The organism is Paracoccus sp. J39 (assembly GCF_000518925.1).
Taxonomy (GTDB): Bacteria; Pseudomonadota; Alphaproteobacteria; order Rhodobacterales; family Rhodobacteraceae; genus Paracoccus.
The window spans coordinates 45,981-61,701 of record NZ_JAEN01000025.1 but is presented as its reverse complement, the minus strand read 5'-3'; the positions used below and the strand labels follow the sequence as shown (position 1 = coordinate 61,701).

Below are 15,721 nucleotides of genomic sequence, written 5' to 3'. Positions count from 1 at the left end.
AAGGTCTTCACCATCCGCACCGCCAGCTTCGACGCGGCCGGCGAGGGCGGTTCGGCCAGCGTGGCCGAGACCGCCGCTGCCGCCGATCCCGGCCTGTCGGCCTGGGTCGCCGATGAGGTGGCCGAGAGCGACCGTCCCGAGCTGACCTCGGCCAAGCGNGTGGTCTCGGGCGGCCGCGGCCTCGGCTCGAAGGAGAGCTTCGCCATCATCGAGCAGCTGGCCGACAAGCTCGGCGCCGCGGTGGGCGCCAGCCGCGCGGCGGTGGATTCGGGCTATGCCCCGAACGACTGGCAGGTCGGGCAGACCGGCAAGGTCGTCGCCCCCGAGCTCTATGTCGCGGTGGGCATCTCCGGCGCCATCCAGCACCTGGCGGGGATGAAGGACAGCAAGGTGATCGTGGCGATCAACAAGGACGAGGAGGCGCCGATCTTCCAGATCGCCGATTACGGCTTGGTCGGCGACCTGTTCTCCGTGGTGCCCGAACTGACCGGGAAGCTCTGAGGGCTTTCACCGTTCCGCAAATACTCCGGGGGGAGCGCCCCTGCGGCCCCATTGAGGGGCCGCAGGGGCGCAGGGGCAGAGCCCCCAACCGCCCGGAACATATCCCGAAAACCGCCCGGCCGCCCGCCGGGCGGTTTTTACATTGAACCTTCGGGGCGCTTGCGCCTATCGTCCCGACTGACCGACAAAAGGATGAGGTTCATGGCGATTCAATCGGTGGGCGTGATCGGCGCCGGGCAGATGGGCAACGGCATTGCCCATGTCTTCGCGCTGGCGGGCTATGACGTGCTGATGACCGACATCTCGCGCGAGGCGCTGGACAAGGCCGTGGCGCAGATCGACCGCAACCTGGACCGCCAGGTCAGCCGCGGCAAGATCTCGGCCGAGGACAAGGATGCGGCGATGAAGCGCATCACCACCACCATGACGCTTTCCGATCTGGGCAAGACCGACCTGATCATCGAAGCCGCGACCGAGCGCGAGACCGTCAAGCAGGCGATCTTCGAGGATCTGCTGCCGCATCTGAAGCCCGAGACCATCCTGACCTCGAACACCTCGTCGATCTCGATCACCCGGCTGGCCAGCCGCACCGACCGCCCCGAACGCTTCATGGGCTTCCATTTCATGAACCCGGTCCCGGTCATGCAGCTGGTCGAGCTGATCCGCGGCATCGCCACCAACGAGGAAACCTACAAGGCCCTTGTGGAAGTGGTCGAGAAGATCGGCAAGACCTCGGCCAGCGCCGAGGATTTCCCCGCCTTCATCGTCAACCGCATCCTGATGCCGATGATCAACGAGGCGGTCTATACGCTTTACGAGGGCGTCGGCTCGGTCAAATCCATCGACCAGGCGATGAAGCTGGGCGCCAACCACCCGATGGGGCCGCTGGAACTGGCGGATTTCATCGGCCTCGATACCTGCCTGGCGATCATGAACGTGCTCCACGAGGGGCTGGCGGACACCAAATACCGGCCCTGCCCGCTTTTGGTGAAATATGTCGAGGCGGGCTGGCTGGGCCGCAAGACCGGGCGCGGATTCTACGACTATTCCGGCGAAGAGCCGGTGCCGACGCGATAGGGGGCTCTGCCCCCATGCTTGAGCGGCCCCTCGACGGGGCCGCTCAAGCATTCCCCCGGGATATTTGGGCAAGAAAGAAGCTCAGGTCTTCTTGCCGATGCGGGGCTCTGTCCCGGCCAGGATGCGGCTGATATTGGCGTGGTGGCGGATGAAGATCAGCGCCGCCATGAACACCGTCACCGCCGCCATGCGCGGGCCGTCGAGCCAGAGGGCGAGGAAAGGCGTCAGCGCCGCCGCCACCAGCGCCGAGAGCGACGAGATCCGGCCGACCAGCGCGGTCAGCAGCCAGATCCCGCAGGCCGCGAGGCCGAGCCGCCAGTCGAGCGCCAGAACCGTGCCGAGGAAGGTGGCGACGCCCTTGCCGCCCCGGAACCCCAGCCAGACCGGGAACAGGTGGCCCAGGAAGGCCGCCGCCCCCGCGACCAGCGCCGCTTCGGGACCGGCGAGCCAGCGCGCCAGCAGCACGGCGATGGCGCCCTTGCCGCTGTCCAGGACCAGCGTCGCCAGCGCCGCCGGCTTGTTGCCGGTGCGCAGCACGTTGGTCGCGCCGATATTGCCCGAGCCGATCCGGCGCAGGTCGCCCAGCCCCAGCGCCCGGGTGATGACGATGCCGAAGGGCACCGAGCCCAGAAGATAGCCGATGACGGCCCAGAGGATCAGGCTCATGCGTCCGCTCCGAAGACGCGGCGCCCGGCGACCCAGGTGCCCAGCACCCTGCCCTCCATCCGCGCACCGTCAAAGGGGGTGTTCTTCGACTTCGACAGCAGGGTGAAGCGGTCCAGCACGAAGGGCGCGTCCGGGTCGAACAGCAGCAGGTCGGCCGGCGCCCCCGCCGCAAGCCGCCCGCCGGGCAGGCCGAGGCGCCGCGCCGGATTGAGCGACATGGCCCGCCAGAGCTGCGGCAGGCTCAGCCCGCCCTGATGGTAAAGCCGCATCGCCGCCGGCAGCAGGGTCTGCAGCCCCACCGCGCCCGGCGCCGCCTCGGCGAAGGGCAGGCGCTTGCTTTCCTCGTCCTGCGGGGTGTGGAAGCTGGCGATCACGTCGATCAGCCCCTCGGCCACCGCCTCGACCATGGCCAGCCGGTCCTCCTCGGAGCGCAAGGGCGGGGTGAAGCGGAAGAAGGTGCGATAGCCGCCCACGTCATATTCGTTGAGCGTCAGGTGATGGATCGAGATGCCGGCACTGACGTCCAGCCCGGCCTCGCGCGCGCGGCGCAGCGCCGGCAGGCTGGCCGCAACGGTGATCTGGTCGGCATGGTAGCGGGCGCCGGTCATCGCCACCAGCGCCAGGTCGCGGTCGAGCCCCATCACCTCGGCCATGGGCGAAACCGCCGGCAGGCCGTAGAGCGAGGCGAACTTGCCGCCGGTCGCCGCGGCGCCCCTGGACAGGCCCGGCTCCTGCGGATGGCCGACGATCAGCGCGCCCAGGCCGCGGGCATAGGTCATGCAGCGCGACAGGAGCCGGGTGTCCGAGACCACCCGCACCCCGTCGGTGAAGGCCACGGCGCCGGCATCCTGCAGAAAGCCCATCTCGACCATCTCGCGCCCTTCGCGGGCGCGGGTCAGCGCCGCCATGTGGCGGATGTTCACCGGCGCGTCGGCCGCCCGGCGGGTGGCGAATTCCAGCGATTCCGGCGCATCGATCGGCGGCATCGTGTCGGGCCGCGCGATCACCGTGGTCACGCCCCCCGCCGCCGCCGCCAGCCCGGCGCTGCGGAAGCTTTCCTTGTGCCGCTCGCCCGGCTCGCCGATCTTGACGCCCCAGTCGATCAGCCCGGGCGCGAGGCATTTGCCGCCGCAGTCGATCAGCTCGGCGCCTTGCGGGGCGTCGGCGCCCATCGCCTCGATCATGCCGTCGCGGACGGTCAGCGAACCTTCCTCGACCGATTGCGCCTCGGGGTCGACCAGCCGGGCATTGTGGAAGTGCAGGATCATGCCATCATCTCCGCCGCCTTGGCGCCGCGCTCGGCGCGCAGGTTGCGCGCCAGCAGGTCCATCGCCGCCATGCGCACCGCGACGCCCATTTCCACCTGATCCTGGATCACCGAACGGTTGATGTCGTCGGCGATGGTGCCGTCGATCTCGACCCCGCGATTCATCGGCCCCGGATGCATGACGATGGCATCGGGCGCCGCCAGCGCCAGCTTCTCGGCGTCCAGCCCCCAGCGGTGGTAGTATTCCCGCTCGGACGGGATGAAGCCGCCGTCCATCCGTTCCCGCTGCAGGCGCAGCATCATCACCACATCGGCGCCCTTCAGCCCCTCGCGCATGTCCTCGTAGACCTCGCAACCCCAGTCCCGCGCCCCCGAGGGCATCAGCGTCGCCGGGCCGACCAGCCGCAGCCGGTTCTCCATCTTGCCGAGCAGGATCAGGTTCGAGCGCGCCACGCGGCTATGCGCGATATCGCCGCAGATCGCCACGGTCAGCCGGTGCAGCCGCCCCTTGGCGCGGCGGATGGTCAAGGCGTCCAGAAGCGCCTGGGTCGGATGCTCGTGCCGCCCGTCGCCCGCGTTCAGCACCGCGCAATTCACCTTCTGCGCCAGCAGGTCCACGGCGCCCGACTGCGGATGGCGCACCACCAGCAGGTCGGGATGCATGGCGTTCAGCGTCAGCGCGGTGTCGATCAGCGTCTCGCCCTTCTTTACCGAACTGGTCTGCATCGCCATGTTCATCACATCGGCGCCCAGCCGCTTGCCGGCCAGCTCGAAGCTCGACTGCGTGCGGGTCGAGTTTTCGAAGAACATGTTGATCTGCGTCATCCCCGCCAAGGCATCGGAATGCTTCACCGTGCGGCGGTTCAGATCCACATAGGTCTCGGCCAGGTCGAGAAGCGTGGTGATCTCGGGCGGGGCGAGCGGCTCGATCCCCAGAAGATGGCGGGCACGGAACATGGCTTGGGTCCCCCAGGTCGCGGTCGGCCCTCTATGGCAAAAGCCGCGCGGCCCGGCAAGCGGCCCCGGCCCCGATATCGGCCCCTTGCATCGGCGCGGATTTTGCCGCATCGCGGAACGATGAACAGCAAGGGCCATGTCAGCTTCGTCTCGTCAGGACCGGGGGACCCGGACCTGCTGACCCTGCGCGCCGCGCGCCTGCTGGCCCAGGCGGATGTGGTGCTTTACGACGACCTCGCCTCGGGCCCGGTGCTGGACCAGGCCGGGCCGCAGGCCGAGCGCATCCCGGTCGGCAAGCGCGCCGGCCGCCCCTCGGCCAAGCAGGAAAACGTCAACGCCCTGCTGGTCGAACATGCACAGGCCGGCAAGCATGTGGTGCGGCTGAAATCCGGCGATTCCGGCATCTTCGGCCGGCTCGAGGAAGAGTTGACGGCGCTGCGCCGCCACGCCATCCCGTTCCAGATCGTGCCGGGCGTGCCCTCGGCCATGGCCGCCGCCGCCGTCGCCGGCCTGCCGCTGACCCGGCGCCAGACCGCGCGCCGGCTGCAATTCGTCACCGGCGCCGACGTGACCGGCGGCCTGCCCGAGGACCAGAACTGGGCGGCGCTGGCCGATCCGCGCGCCACCACCGTGGTCTTCATGGGCCAGCGCACCTTCCCGCGCATGGCGGCGCTGCTGGTCGAAAACGGCCTGCCCCCCGACACGCCGGCGCTGCTGGCCGAGGCGGTGGGCCATCCGCACCAGCGCCTGATCCGCAGCACCGTGACCGGCCTTGCCGCGCAGCTTGCAAGCGAAGGCCCCAGCCCGCATCCGGCGCTGATCCTCTACGGCCCGCTGGCCGAGGGGAACTGAGCCCTTCACCGTTTTCCAAATACTCAATATTGCGCCCGTGCGCCCATGGACTATGCTGGCCGCCGAGAGAGGACCGCCATGCTGGGTTTCGTCACCATCCAGGACCATGCGCCGGGCGCCGGCGACCGGCTGCTGACCGCCACGGCCGAGCGGCTGGCCGCCGCCGGGCTGCGGCTGGCCGGCGCGGTGCAGATCAATACTGAAATCAGCCCCGGCTGCGAATGCGACATGGACCTGCGCATCCTCGGCGATGACGGCCCCTTGGTGCGCATCACCCAGTCGCTGGGCGCGGGCTCGCAGGCCTGCCGGCTGGACAGCGAGGCGCTGACCCGCGCCGTCGCCCGCACCGAATCGGTTCTGGACCGCGGCGCCGAGCTGCTGATCGTCAACAAGTTCGGCAAGCAGGAATGCTTCGGCCGCGGCTTTCGCGACACCATCGCCCGGGCGCTGGCCGCGGGCATCCCGGTGCTGGTGCATGTCCCCGACGAACAGCTGCCGGGCTTTCGCGACTTCGCCGGCGACCTGGCCGAACATGTCGCGGCCGAGCGCATCGAGGACTGGTGCCGCACGCAGCTGGCCCGCCCTGCCGCATGAGCCTGCTGCCATGAGCCTGCAGATCGACGCGCGCGGCCTTCTGTGCCCCCTGCCGGTGCTGCGGCTGCGCAAGCGGCTGATGGCGCTGCCCCGGGGCGCGCGGGTCACGCTGCTGGCCACCGACCCCGCCGCGGTGATCGACGTGCCGCATTTCTGCGCCGAATCCGGCCACCGGCTGATCGGCAGCCGCGAGGTGGCGCCGGGCGAGACCGAATATACCGTCGAGCGCGGCCCCGCCTGCGCCATCGCCGCGGACTGATGCTGGCGATCTTCCTGAAGACCCTGCCCTTCTTTCTCGTCATCGGCACGGGCTGGCTGGCGGGGCGCACGCGCTTCTTCCCGCCCGAGGCGACCGGCTGGCTGACGAAATTCGTCTTCTACTTCGCGCTTTCGGCCATGCTGTTCCGCTTTGCCGCGACGCTGGACGTGGCCAGCCTCTTCGACCCCGCTTTCGTCCTGGCCTATCTGTCAGGCTCGGCCGCGCTTTGGGCCCTGGGTTTCGCGGTGGCGCGCTGGCGCCGCCAGCCGCTCGCCACCGCGGCGATGGAGGCGCATACGGCAATGACCGGCAATACCGGCTTTCTGGGCGTGCCGATGCTGGTCGTGCTGCTGGGCGAACGCGCCATCGGCCCGGTGCTGATGGTGCTGACCATCGACATGGTGGTGTTCTCGACCCTCATCACCCTGATCGTCACCGCGGCAAGGCAGGGGCGGGTGCGGCTCTCGACGCTGGTGCCCTTGCTGCGCGGCATCGTCTCGAACCCGATGATCGTCTCGATGCTGGCCGGCCTGGCCTGGGCCGGGCTGCACCTGCCGATGCCGGGCCCGCTGGACGAGTTCCTGGCGCTGCTCGGCGCCTCGGCCACGCCGGGGGCGCTCTTCGCCATCGGCGCCAGCCTCGCCGGCCGCGCGGCCGAGCGCATGGGCCCGGCGCTCTGGCTCAGCTTCGCCAAGCTGGTGCTGCATCCGCTGGCCGTGGGCATCGCCGCGCTGGCGGTCTTCGGGGTCGAGCCCTATGCGGCGGGGGTGATGATCGCCGCCGCCAGCCTGCCGGTCGCGGGCAATGTCTATATCCTCGCGCAATATTTCGGCACCGCCGTGCAGCGCGTCTCGGCGGCCATCCTGATCTCGACCGCGGCCAGCATCGCCACGGTTCCCGTCGTCATTCACTGGATCACGAAAGGCTAGACCATGCGCGACATCTCGGCCCTGACGCTCGACAACCTGCTGTTTCGGATGGACGAGGACGGCATCGCCACCGTCACCCTGAACCGCGCCGCCAAGCGCAACGCGCTGAGCGCCGAGACCATCGAGGAGCTGGTCGAGGTCTTTTCCGCCCTGCCCGCCTCGGGCGCCCGCGCCGTGGTGCTGCGCGCCGAGGGGCCGCATTTCTGCGCCGGGCTGGACCTGGTCGAGCACGGGCGCGAGCAGCGCAGCCCCGCCGAGTTCATGCGCATCTGCCTGCGCTGGCACGAAGCCTTCAACAAGATCGAATACGGCGGCGTGCCGGTCATCGCGGCGCTGAAGGGCGCGGTGGTCGGCGGCGGGCTGGAGCTGGCCTCCTCGGTCCATATCCGGGTCATGGACGAGACCACCTATTTCGGCCTGCCCGAGGGCCAGCGCGGGTTGTTCACCGGCGGCGGCGCCACCATCCGCGTGCCGCGGCTGATCGGCCAGGCGCGCATGGTGGACATGATGCTGACCGGCCGGCTTTATTCCGGCGAGGAGGCGGTGCAGGTCGGGCTGGCGCAATACCGGGTCGCGGACAGCGAGGCCAAGGCCTATGAGCTGGCCCGCCGGGTGGCGCAGAACACGCCCTTGTCGAATTTCGCCGCCTGCTCGGCGATCTCGCACATGCAGAACATGTCGGGGCTGGACGCCGCCTATGCCGAATCCATGGTCGCCGGCATCGTCAACACCCAGGACGCGGCCAAGGGCCGGCTGGACAGCTTCGCCCAGGGCACGGCGCAGAAGATCAAGCCGGAGGCCGAGGCGGGCTGACCGCCCGACCGCGGCCGCCCGGGTCAGTCCACCGGCCGGATCAGCTTCTTCTCCAGCACCCGCAGCACGGTGGGCAGGTCGTGGCCGCGCTTGAGGATGCGCCCGTCCATGCCGATCACCGCATATTGTCCCTGCGCGTTGCGCAGCTTGGGCCGCTTTTCGATGCGATAGAGCGGATGCTCGGCCGCCCGGCGAAACACCGAGAACACCGCCATATCGCGCAGGAAGGACATGGCATAGTCGCGCCACTCGCCCGCCGCGACCATGCGCCCGTAAACCGACAGGATGACGCCCAGTTCGGCCCGGTCGAAGGCCACGCGATCATGCTCGGACGGGAAACCGAAGGGCATATTCATCATAGGCGAATGGTGACACCGCCCCGGCACGCAATCAACGAAAAAGGGCCGCCGCGCGCCAGTTTGCCGATCTGCCCGCAACGCCCGGCGTCAAAACCCGGCGCGCTGCCGCCCGGCCATGCGCGCCAGCGTGCCGTCGCGCCACATCCCCTCATGCACGCCCACCATGAGGACATGGCCCGCGATCAGCGCCAGCAGCAGCCAGGCCATCTCGCCATGCAGCGCATCGCCGATCCCCACCATCCAGCCGATCGGCGGCTGCCGGGCGGCGAAGATCTCGAAGCCGAAGGGGGCAAAGGCGCGCTCGCCACCATAGGCGCGCAGCAGGGCGGCGAGCGGCACCAGGGCCATCACCAGATACAGCGCCCCATGGCCCAGCCGCGCCGCCAGCCCCAACAGCCCCACGCCATGGTCGGGCCGGTTGCGGCGGTTCGCCAGCGCCCAGAGCACCCGCAGCACGATCAGCAGGAACAGAACCGTGCCGACCTTCTGATGCGAGCCGACGAAGAAGGACACCAGCGGCGTGCGGCCCAGCGCCAGCCGCAACCCCATGCCCAGGAACTGCCACAGCATCAGCGCCGCGATGCTCCAATGCAGCAGCCGCGTCAGCTTGCCATAGAGCCGGGCGGAGTCGCGCCAGGGAAGGGAATCGGGGGTCATGGCGGCTCCTGCGCGGTCCGGTCGCGCCCGGGTAAAGTTGACTAATTTTCTTAGCGACAGTATGGCCATGGCCCGAAACGGGCAAGACCCGCGAACCTGTCTGCGGGGTAACATGGTCGTCAGCATCCGTTTCGTTTCCGTTTCCCTTGTGCCTGCCAGGGTGTGGCCCAGATGAATGCTCAGAATCGCGACCTCCCGACCGAGACCGGCTGCCCGCTGACCGAGGCGCAGGAGGGGCTTTGGTATGTCCAGGCGCTGGACCCGGACAACCCGATCCTGAACACCGGGCAATATCTGGAACTGACCGGCCCGCTGGACCGCGACGCGCTGGCCCAGGCCGTGCAGCGCACCATCGCCGAGACCCCGGCCCTGGCGCTGCGCTTCGCCGCCGGGCCCGAGGGGCCGCGGCAATGGCTGGGCCTGCCGCCGATCCTGGGCTTTGCCGACCTCTCGGCCCAGCCCGATGCCGAGGCGCAGGCGCTGGCGCAGATGCAGGCCGACAGCCGCCGCCCCTTGGACCTCGCGCGCGAGCCGGCCGGGGCGCTGGCCCTGATCGCACTCGGCCCCGAGCGGCATTTCCTTTACGAGCGCATCCACCACCTGGCCATCGACGGCTACGGCATGGTGCTGGTGACCAACCGCATCGCCGCGCATTACGCCGCGCTAGTGGCGGGGACGCCCGAGCCCGAGCCCTTCGGCCCGCTGGCGCTGGCGGCCGAGGAGGACGCAGCCTGGCGCGCCTCGTCCCGGCGCGCGGCAGATCGCGACTGGTGGCACGCCCAGCTTGCCGGCCTGCCCGAGGTCGCGGGCCCGGCGCCGGGCCGTGCGGTCAGCGGCCATGACTTCCTGCGCGATTCGCGCCGGTTGCCGCAGGCGCTGCTGGACCTGCTGGCCGCCTATGCCGCCCGGCACCGGCTGGGCTGGCCGGATGTGCTGAACGCGCTTTGCGGCGCCTATCTGGCGCGCTGGACCGGGGGCGAGGCGGTGATCGGCCTGCCCTTCATGGCGCGGATGGGTCGCAGGATCGCGCAGGTGCCCTGCATGGCGATGAACGTGCTGCCGCATCGGCTGCGTCTGGACGAGGACGCGCCGCTGCCCGAATGGCTGGCCGCGCAGTCGAAGGCCATGGCCCAGGCCCGCCGCCGCGGCCTCTATCGCAGCGAGCTTCTGCGGCGCGAACTGGGGCTGGTCGGCGGCACGCGGCGGCTTTACGGCCCGCTTGTGAACGTGCAGCCCTTTGACAAGCCGCCGGAATTCCCGGGGCTCGACTGCCGGCTGCACATCCTGGGCGCCGGGGCGGTGGACGACCTGACGCTGACCTTCCGCGGCGACCCTGAAGCGGGCATGATCTTCGAGGTGGACGCGAACCCGGCGCTCTACGCCCCCGAGGAGGTGCGCGGCCATGGCGACCGGCTGGCGGCCTTCCTGGCCGCGGCGCTTGCCGCCGAAACCCTGGCCGAGGTGCCGACCGCCAGTCCCGCCGAGATCGCCGCGGCAAGGGCGCGGGCCGAAGCGACGCGCCACCCCCTGCCCGACACCACCCTGACCGCGCTGATCGAGGCGCAGCTTGCCGCCACGCCCCAGGCCCCCGCCGTCAGCTTCGGCGTGGACAGCCTGGACTTCGCGGCGCTCGACCGCCGCAGCGCCGCCCTGGCCGCGCGGCTGCAAGAGCTCGGCGCCGGTCCCGACCGCATCGTCGCGGTGGCGCTGGAACGCTCGCTTGAGCTGCCCGTGGCGCTGCTGGCGATCCTGCGCGCGGGCGCCGCCTATCTGCCGCTGGACCCGGCGCATCCGCCCGAGCGCATCGGCCGCATCCTGGCGCAGGCCCGGCCGGCCGCGGTGCTGACCTCGGCCGATCTGGCCGGGCTGTTCCCCCCGGGCACCGGGCTGCTGCTGCCCGCCGACTGGCCCACCGACCCGCCGGTCGAAGGCCGCCCCAAGGCCGCGCCGGCCCCGGACGATCTGGCCTATGTGATCTTCACCTCGGGCTCGACCGGCGAGCCGAAGGGCGTCGCCGTCGAGCATCGCGCCATCGTAAACCGCCTGCTGTGGATGCAGGCGCATTACGGCATCAATGCCAGCGACCGCATCCTGCAAAAGACCCCGGCAACCTTCGACGTCTCGGTCTGGGAGTTCTTCCTGCCGATGATCGCCGGGGCCGAGCTGGTCATGGCGCCGCCCGGCGCGCATCGCGACCCCGCCGCCATCGCCCGGCTGATCCGGGAACGCGGGATCACCACCTGCCATTTCGTGCCCTCGATGCTCTCGGCCTTCCTGGCCTCGCCCGCCTCGCAGGGGCTGGCGATGGCCCGCGTATTCTGTTCGGGTGAGGAGCTGACGGCGGATCAGCGCGACCGCTTCCACGCCCGCATCCGGGCCGAGCTGCACAACCTCTACGGCCCGACCGAGGCGGCGGTGGATGTCAGCTTCTGGCCCGCCGGGCCCGAGGACCGCGCGAACCCGATCCCCATCGGCTTTCCGGTCTGGAACACGGCGCTGGAGGTTCTGGACGAGCGCATGCGCCCGGTGCCGCCGGGCCTGGCCGGGCACCTGTATCTGGGCGGCGTGCAGCTGGCGCGCGGCTATCTGGGCCGGCCCGACCTGACGGCGGAACGCTTCGTCGACGCGCCGCAGGGGCGGCTTTACGCCACCGGCGACCTGGCGCGGCTGCGGCCGGACGGGGCGGTGGTCTATCTGGGCCGCTCGGACCACCAGGTGAAGATCCGCGGGCTGCGCGTCGAGCTGGGCGAGATCGAGGCGGCGATCATGGCCTCGGGCCTGGCCCGCGAGGCGGTGATGATCGCGCGCGAAGACCATGCCGGCGAAAAGCGCCTCGTCGCCTATCTGGTGCCGGCGGCGGATTGGCGGCCGGGCCTGCTGGCCGAGCGGCTGGCGGCCAGCCTGCCCGCCTATATGCTGCCCGCGGCCGAAGTGGCGCTGAAGGCCCTGCCGGTCACGTCGAACGGCAAGCTGGACCGCAAGGCGCTGCCGGCGCCGGCATTCGCCGCCGCCGGCCGGGCGGCCGAGACCCCGACCGAACGGCTGCTGGCACGGCTTTACGCCGAGATCCTGCACCTGGACGCCCCCGCCCCGGCCGAGGCGGATTTCTTCGCGCTCGGCGGCGATTCGCTTTCCGCTGTGCGGCTGGCGCAGGCGCTGGAAGCCGCGACCGGCCGCGACCCGGGCCTGGGCACCATTTTCGAGCAGCCGGTGCTGGCCGCCCTGGCCGCCGCGCTGGATGCGCAGGCGCCCCGTGACGACGGGCTTGGCCCGCTGATCCTGCTGGCCGAGGGCGACCCGCAAGCCGCGCCGCTGTTCCTGATCCACCCGGCCGGCGGCCTGGCCTGGGGCTATCGCGGGCTGGCGCGGCGCATCGCCCCGGCGCGGCGGGTCTGGGGCTTGCAGCATCCCGGCCTCGACCCGACAGTGGCCATGCCCGAGAGCCTGGCGGCACTGGCCCGGGACTATGCGCAGCGCATCGCGGCGCTGGTGCCGGAAGGCCAGCCGGCGCATCTGGCCGGCTGGTCGGTCGGCGGCATCCTGGCGCAGGACATCGCGGTGATCCTGTCCGCGACCGGGCGCGAGCCCGGCCTGGTCGCCATGCTCGACAGCTATCCCTGCGATGCCTGGCGCGACGAGCCCGAGCCCGATCCGGTCGCCGCCCTGCGCGCCCTGCTGGCCATCGCCGGCTACGATCCCGAAGCGCATCGCGACCTGGATACGCGCGAGGCGGTGGTGGCCTTCCTGCGCCGGGGGGACAGCGCGCTTGGCGCCCTGCCCGAGCCGGTTCTGGACGGAGTGGTGCGCACGGTGACCGGCACCAACCGGCTGATCCGCGGCCATCATCACCGCCGCTTCGGCAGCACCGTCACGCATTTCCGCGCCGCGCGCGACCACAAGGACCGCACGCTGACGCCCGAAATGTGGGCGCCCTATGCCGCCCGGCTGGAAGTCATCGACCTGCCCTTCCTGCATGCCGAAATGACCTCAGCCGAGGCCACGGCGCTGATCGCGCCCGAACTCAGCCGGAGGCTGGATCGGGGCTGACGGCCGGGCGGCCGGGCCCTGCCGCCGGGCGCATCGCGGCCGGCGTTCCGGCGCGCGGAAAGGCCAGCGCGAACACCCCGCTGGCCAGCCCGCCGATCAGCCAGGCGATGCCCAGCAGGATTTCATTCGCATCGGCCTGCAGCTGCGCGATCCCGCGCGAGACGTAAAGACCGGGAATGCCCTCTTGCACCTAGGCCGCGCCGATCAGGCACAGCCCCACCCCCAGCAGAACCAGGAAATATCTGGCGAACACCATCCGAATCCTCTTTCCTTGCCGGCCGACAGCCAAGCACGAAAGGCTGAAGATCCGGTTAATCCGCGACCGCAAAGGGAAGGACCAGCGGGAAGGAGCCGGCCAGCGTCTGGATATGCACATGGCCGGGCAGGACATGGACCTGCGCCCGGTGGCCGGGATGGCGGGCCAGATCGGCGACGAACTGCATGGTCGCCGGCGCGGGCCCGTCGGGCGGCGGGCCGTCGCTGCCCGAACGCTTCTCGCGGTCGCCCAAGGCCACCAGCAGCGGCAGCGAGGCCGGCGCGGCCTCTTGCGCCACGCGGCGGATCAGCGCCTCGTCCCACCAGATCGAGGGGCTGATCGCGGCATGGCGGGCAAAGCCCTGCGGCCGCGCCAGCAGCGCGTAAAGCGTGAAGAGGCCGCCGAAACTGTGCCCCCAGAGCGTGCGGCGGGCCGGATCGACGGGCAGCCCGGCCTCGGCCGCCGCGCGCAGCGGGCCGGTCAGCCGGTCGTGAAAGATCGCCGCGCCGCCGGCCGTGCGGCCTTCGTGGACATGGTCGGGGCGCAGCCCGTCGCCCGGCCCGTCCGGCGCGGTGAAATCCAGCGTCCGCAACTCGCGCGCGAATTGCCGGTCGGTGTCATAGCCGACGCCGACGATCATCAGCCCGGGGGCCAGCGCCAGATGCTCGGGCGTCAGGAAATCGAAGGCGGCATTGCCGTCCAGCATGTAAAGCACCGGCCAGCCCCCGGCCGGCGCAGGCGCCCTGGGCACGGCCATGAACAGCCGGTAGCCGGGGCCGACCGCCACCACCTGCTGCGACAGCACATGCGTCGGCGCCCCGGTCTGGAACAGGCGCAGCTCGGCCTGCTTCCTGGCGTGATCCGGTCCGACGCGTCCCAGCTGCGACATCATGCGACAATCCTTTCGTTCACAAAACCCTGTGCCTTGCCCGGCCTTAATTGACAAGGACTGTCAGGAATATAGGTTGCCGCCTGACACGAGCCAGCCCGAGTGGTCAGCCAAGTCCGGTCCCTTTCTTCAGGAGTTCCCATGGCCATTCAATCCCGCCGTCCTTTGCAAGCCCTGCTCGGCGCCGCGGCGCTGGCGCTTTCCGTCCTCTCGGGTCCGGTTCTGGCCGAGACCGTCTTCACCAAGCCGCTGGTCGATTTCGCCGGCCGGGTCAGCGCCGGCGGCGCCGAGCGCGCCCCGGTCCACAAGGGCGGCAAGGCGGTGATCGAGGGCGAGAACCTGATCCCCGGCCAGACCGTCACGCTGATGCGCGGCACCACCGCGCTGAACGCCGAGCCGATCACCGTCGATGCCGAGGGCAAGTTCAGCTTCGCGCTGGACATCGATGCCGAGGCCGAGACCGGGTTGCAGCCGGTCGTGGTCATCACCGAAAACCCGGCCTCGGCCCGGGTGGTCGAGCTGAAGGTCTCGCCCGAGGTGCCGGTCGCCGGCGCCGAGAAATTCGCCGTCACCAGCGAGCCGGTGGTGCGCGGCCTTTATCAGGTGAAGTTCAGCGAAGCCGCGAATGCCGCCTTCGTGACCAGCGCGGTCGGCCGGCCGCCGGTCAAGGAATCGAAGCTGGTCAAGATCAACCCCGAGACGCTGCAGGTCGAGGCCGAGGCCACGCCCGGCGCCGCGCCCGCCCGTCCCGACGGCAGCGACGGCGGCGTCTTCGCGGTCTATGGCGTCGATGTCGACGAGGCGAACGGCCATGTCTGGGTGACCAATACCCGCCAGGACACCGCGGCGGTCTACAAGCAATCCGACCTGTCGCTGGTCAAGCAGTTCGAGCCGGGCGCCGTGCCCCATGCCCGCGACGTGGTGGTGGACGAGGCCAACGGCCGCGCCTATGCCAGCGCCACCGGCACGCCCGAGATCAAGGTCTTCGACACCAAGACGCTGGAGCCGCTGGAGCCGATCACCATCCAGTCGCAGATCCGCGGCGAGGAATTCTCGACCATGGCGCTGGACATCGACGAGGCGGGCGGCAAGCTGGTCACCGTCAGCCTCTCCACGCCGGAGGCGGCGCTGGTCGACCTGGCCTCGGGCGAGGTCAAGGTGATCCCGCTGCCCGGCGCCAAGGCGGCCTCGGGCGTGGCCTACGACCCGCAGGAGGGGCTGATCTTCGTCGCCTCGCAGGCCACCGACAACCTGCTGATCGTCAAGGCCGAGACCGGCGAGGTGATCCATGACGTCGCCGTGGGCGCCGGCCCGCTGAACGTGGCCTTCGAGCCGGTCAGCCGTCTGGCCTATGTCGCCAATCGCGGAGCCGGCACCATCGCCGTGGTCAGCCCCGAGGGCGAAATCGTCGCCAATCTCGACGCCGGCAGCTATCCGAACCAGCTGCGCGCCGACGGCAAGGGCAATGTCTGGGCGGTCAACAAGTCGCGGGGCGAGGACGACGAGGCGGGCGACCGCATCTGGCGCATCACCCCCGCCGCGCAGTAAAGAGGGGCACCGACCCCGCCGGGGCGCCCACGCGCGCCCCGGCCTGAGCC

The 15,721-nt window shown here is 70.6% G+C and carries 16 protein-coding genes; 9 read left to right on the top strand and 7 right to left on the bottom strand.

Features of this window, described 5'->3' with window-relative positions; genetic code table 11:
* Both L632_RS0118575 and L632_RS0118570 read left to right on the top strand, forming a co-directional pair.
* Window positions 1–501, top strand: a 501-nt coding sequence (locus L632_RS0118575) for an electron transfer flavoprotein subunit alpha/FixB family protein (protein WP_028716704.1), incomplete at its 5' end; no start/stop codon positions are given.
* Window positions 502–702: 201 nt separating this feature from the next.
* Window positions 703–1,578, top strand: a complete 876-nt coding sequence (locus L632_RS0118570; RefSeq protein ID WP_028717328.1) for a 3-hydroxybutyryl-CoA dehydrogenase — start codon at window positions 703–705, stop codon at window positions 1,576–1,578.
* Between the two features lie 81 nt (window positions 1,579–1,659).
* Here the strand turns inward: L632_RS0118570 and plsY are convergent, their stop codons facing one another.
* The 3 genes from plsY to L632_RS0118555 are packed head-to-tail and all read right to left on the bottom strand — an operon-like array spanning window position 1,660 to window position 4,468.
* Window positions 1,660–2,244: a glycerol-3-phosphate 1-O-acyltransferase PlsY gene (gene plsY / locus L632_RS0118565; protein WP_028713985.1), complete on the bottom strand. Its 585-nt coding sequence runs from the start codon at window positions 2,242–2,244 to the stop codon at window positions 1,660–1,662.
* Window positions 2,241–3,512 (bottom strand): dihydroorotase, encoded by a 1,272-nt coding sequence (pyrC, locus tag L632_RS0118560; RefSeq protein WP_028717327.1) that lies wholly within the window; start codon window positions 3,510–3,512, stop codon window positions 2,241–2,243. The genes plsY and pyrC overlap by 4 nt, the downstream gene beginning before the upstream one ends.
* Entirely contained in the window at window positions 3,509–4,468 is a 960-nt protein-coding gene (locus L632_RS0118555; protein WP_028713983.1) for an aspartate carbamoyltransferase catalytic subunit, read from the bottom strand. The genes pyrC and L632_RS0118555 overlap by 4 nt, the downstream gene beginning before the upstream one ends.
* Before the next feature lie 120 nt (window positions 4,469–4,588).
* Between L632_RS0118555 and cobA the strand changes: the two genes are divergently transcribed.
* The 5 genes from cobA to L632_RS0118530 all read left to right on the top strand — a co-directional run bounded on the left by cobA (window position 4,589) and on the right by L632_RS0118530 (window position 7,915).
* Entirely contained in the window at window positions 4,589–5,320 is a 732-nt protein-coding gene (gene cobA / locus L632_RS0118550; protein ID WP_028713982.1) for a uroporphyrinogen-III C-methyltransferase, read from the top strand.
* A 78-nt stretch (window positions 5,321–5,398) separates the two neighbouring features.
* Window positions 5,399–5,914: a DUF2478 domain-containing protein gene (locus L632_RS0118545; protein ID WP_028713981.1), complete on the top strand. Its 516-nt coding sequence runs from the start codon at window positions 5,399–5,401 to the stop codon at window positions 5,912–5,914.
* Window positions 5,915–5,924: 10 nt separating this feature from the next.
* A complete protein-coding gene (locus tag L632_RS0118540) occupies window positions 5,925–6,173 on the top strand; it encodes a sulfurtransferase TusA family protein (RefSeq protein WP_036698857.1) in 249 nt (82 codons plus the stop codon).
* The gene (locus tag L632_RS0118535) at window positions 6,173–7,102 is read left to right on the top strand and encodes an AEC family transporter (protein ID WP_028713979.1); all 930 of its coding nucleotides are present in this window, start codon (window positions 6,173–6,175) and stop codon (window positions 7,100–7,102) included. Before L632_RS0118540 ends, L632_RS0118535 begins: the two co-directional genes overlap by 1 nt.
* 3 nt (window positions 7,103–7,105) lie before the next feature.
* Window positions 7,106–7,915 carry a crotonase/enoyl-CoA hydratase family protein gene (locus L632_RS0118530; protein ID WP_028713978.1) on the top strand — a complete coding sequence of 270 codons (810 nt, stop codon included), beginning with the start codon at window positions 7,106–7,108 and terminating at the stop codon, window positions 7,913–7,915.
* Window positions 7,916–7,938: 23 nt separating this feature from the next.
* Here the strand turns inward: L632_RS0118530 and L632_RS0118525 are convergent, their stop codons facing one another.
* On the bottom strand, window positions 7,939–8,271 hold the full coding sequence (locus L632_RS0118525; RefSeq protein WP_028713977.1) for a DUF2794 domain-containing protein: 333 nt from the start codon (window positions 8,269–8,271) through the stop codon (window positions 7,939–7,941).
* A gap of 90 nt (window positions 8,272–8,361) precedes the next feature.
* Window positions 8,362–8,931 carry a cytochrome b gene (locus L632_RS0118520; RefSeq protein WP_028713976.1) on the bottom strand — a complete coding sequence of 190 codons (570 nt, stop codon included), beginning with the start codon at window positions 8,929–8,931 and terminating at the stop codon, window positions 8,362–8,364.
* Window positions 8,932–9,102: 171 nt separating this feature from the next.
* Between L632_RS0118520 and L632_RS0118515 the strand changes: the two genes are divergently transcribed.
* Complete coding sequence (locus tag L632_RS0118515) at window positions 9,103–12,978, top strand: non-ribosomal peptide synthetase (RefSeq protein ID WP_028717326.1); 3,876 nt, start codon at window positions 9,103–9,105, stop codon at window positions 12,976–12,978.
* Here the strand turns inward: L632_RS0118515 and L632_RS0118510 are convergent.
* Window positions 12,953–13,168 (bottom strand): hypothetical protein, encoded by a 216-nt coding sequence (locus tag L632_RS0118510; RefSeq protein ID WP_028713974.1) that lies wholly within the window; start codon window positions 13,166–13,168, stop codon window positions 12,953–12,955. The genes L632_RS0118515 and L632_RS0118510 overlap by 26 nt on opposite strands.
* A gap of 121 nt (window positions 13,169–13,289) precedes the next feature.
* The gene (locus L632_RS0118505; RefSeq protein WP_232215727.1) at window positions 13,290–14,126 is read right to left on the bottom strand and encodes an alpha/beta hydrolase; all 837 of its coding nucleotides are present in this window, start codon (window positions 14,124–14,126) and stop codon (window positions 13,290–13,292) included.
* Window positions 14,127–14,264: 138 nt separating this feature from the next.
* Here L632_RS0118505 and L632_RS0118500 point away from each other — a divergent pair, with 138 nt between their 5' ends.
* Entirely contained in the window at window positions 14,265–15,671 is a 1,407-nt protein-coding gene (locus L632_RS0118500; protein ID WP_051416310.1) for a YncE family protein, read from the top strand.
* The last annotated feature ends 50 nt before the right edge of the window (window positions 15,672–15,721 follow it).

Coding starts and splice junctions, on each gene's coding strand:
- L632_RS0118570 (WP_028717328.1), top strand. CDS start 703: ATGGCGATTCAATCGGTGGGCGTGATCGGCGCCGGGCAGATGGGCAAC.
- plsY (WP_028713985.1), bottom strand. CDS start 2,244: ATGAGCCTGATCCTCTGGGCCGTCATCGGCTATCTTCTGGGCTCGGTG.
- pyrC (WP_028717327.1), bottom strand. CDS start 3,512: ATGATCCTGCACTTCCACAATGCCCGGCTGGTCGACCCCGAGGCGCAA.
- L632_RS0118555 (WP_028713983.1), bottom strand. CDS start 4,468: ATGTTCCGTGCCCGCCATCTTCTGGGGATCGAGCCGCTCGCCCCGCCC.
- cobA (WP_028713982.1), top strand. CDS start 4,589: ATGAACAGCAAGGGCCATGTCAGCTTCGTCTCGTCAGGACCGGGGGAC.
- L632_RS0118545 (WP_028713981.1), top strand. CDS start 5,399: ATGCTGGGTTTCGTCACCATCCAGGACCATGCGCCGGGCGCCGGCGAC.
- L632_RS0118540 (WP_036698857.1), top strand. CDS start 5,925: ATGAGCCTGCAGATCGACGCGCGCGGCCTTCTGTGCCCCCTGCCGGTG.
- L632_RS0118535 (WP_028713979.1), top strand. CDS start 6,173: ATGCTGGCGATCTTCCTGAAGACCCTGCCCTTCTTTCTCGTCATCGGC.
- L632_RS0118530 (WP_028713978.1), top strand. CDS start 7,106: ATGCGCGACATCTCGGCCCTGACGCTCGACAACCTGCTGTTTCGGATG.
- L632_RS0118525 (WP_028713977.1), bottom strand. CDS start 8,271: ATGAATATGCCCTTCGGTTTCCCGTCCGAGCATGATCGCGTGGCCTTC.
- L632_RS0118520 (WP_028713976.1), bottom strand. CDS start 8,931: ATGACCCCCGATTCCCTTCCCTGGCGCGACTCCGCCCGGCTCTATGGC.
- L632_RS0118515 (WP_028717326.1), top strand. CDS start 9,103: ATGAATGCTCAGAATCGCGACCTCCCGACCGAGACCGGCTGCCCGCTG.
- L632_RS0118505 (WP_232215727.1), bottom strand. CDS start 14,126: ATGATGTCGCAGCTGGGACGCGTCGGACCGGATCACGCCAGGAAGCAG.
- L632_RS0118500 (WP_051416310.1), top strand. CDS start 14,265: ATGGCCATTCAATCCCGCCGTCCTTTGCAAGCCCTGCTCGGCGCCGCG.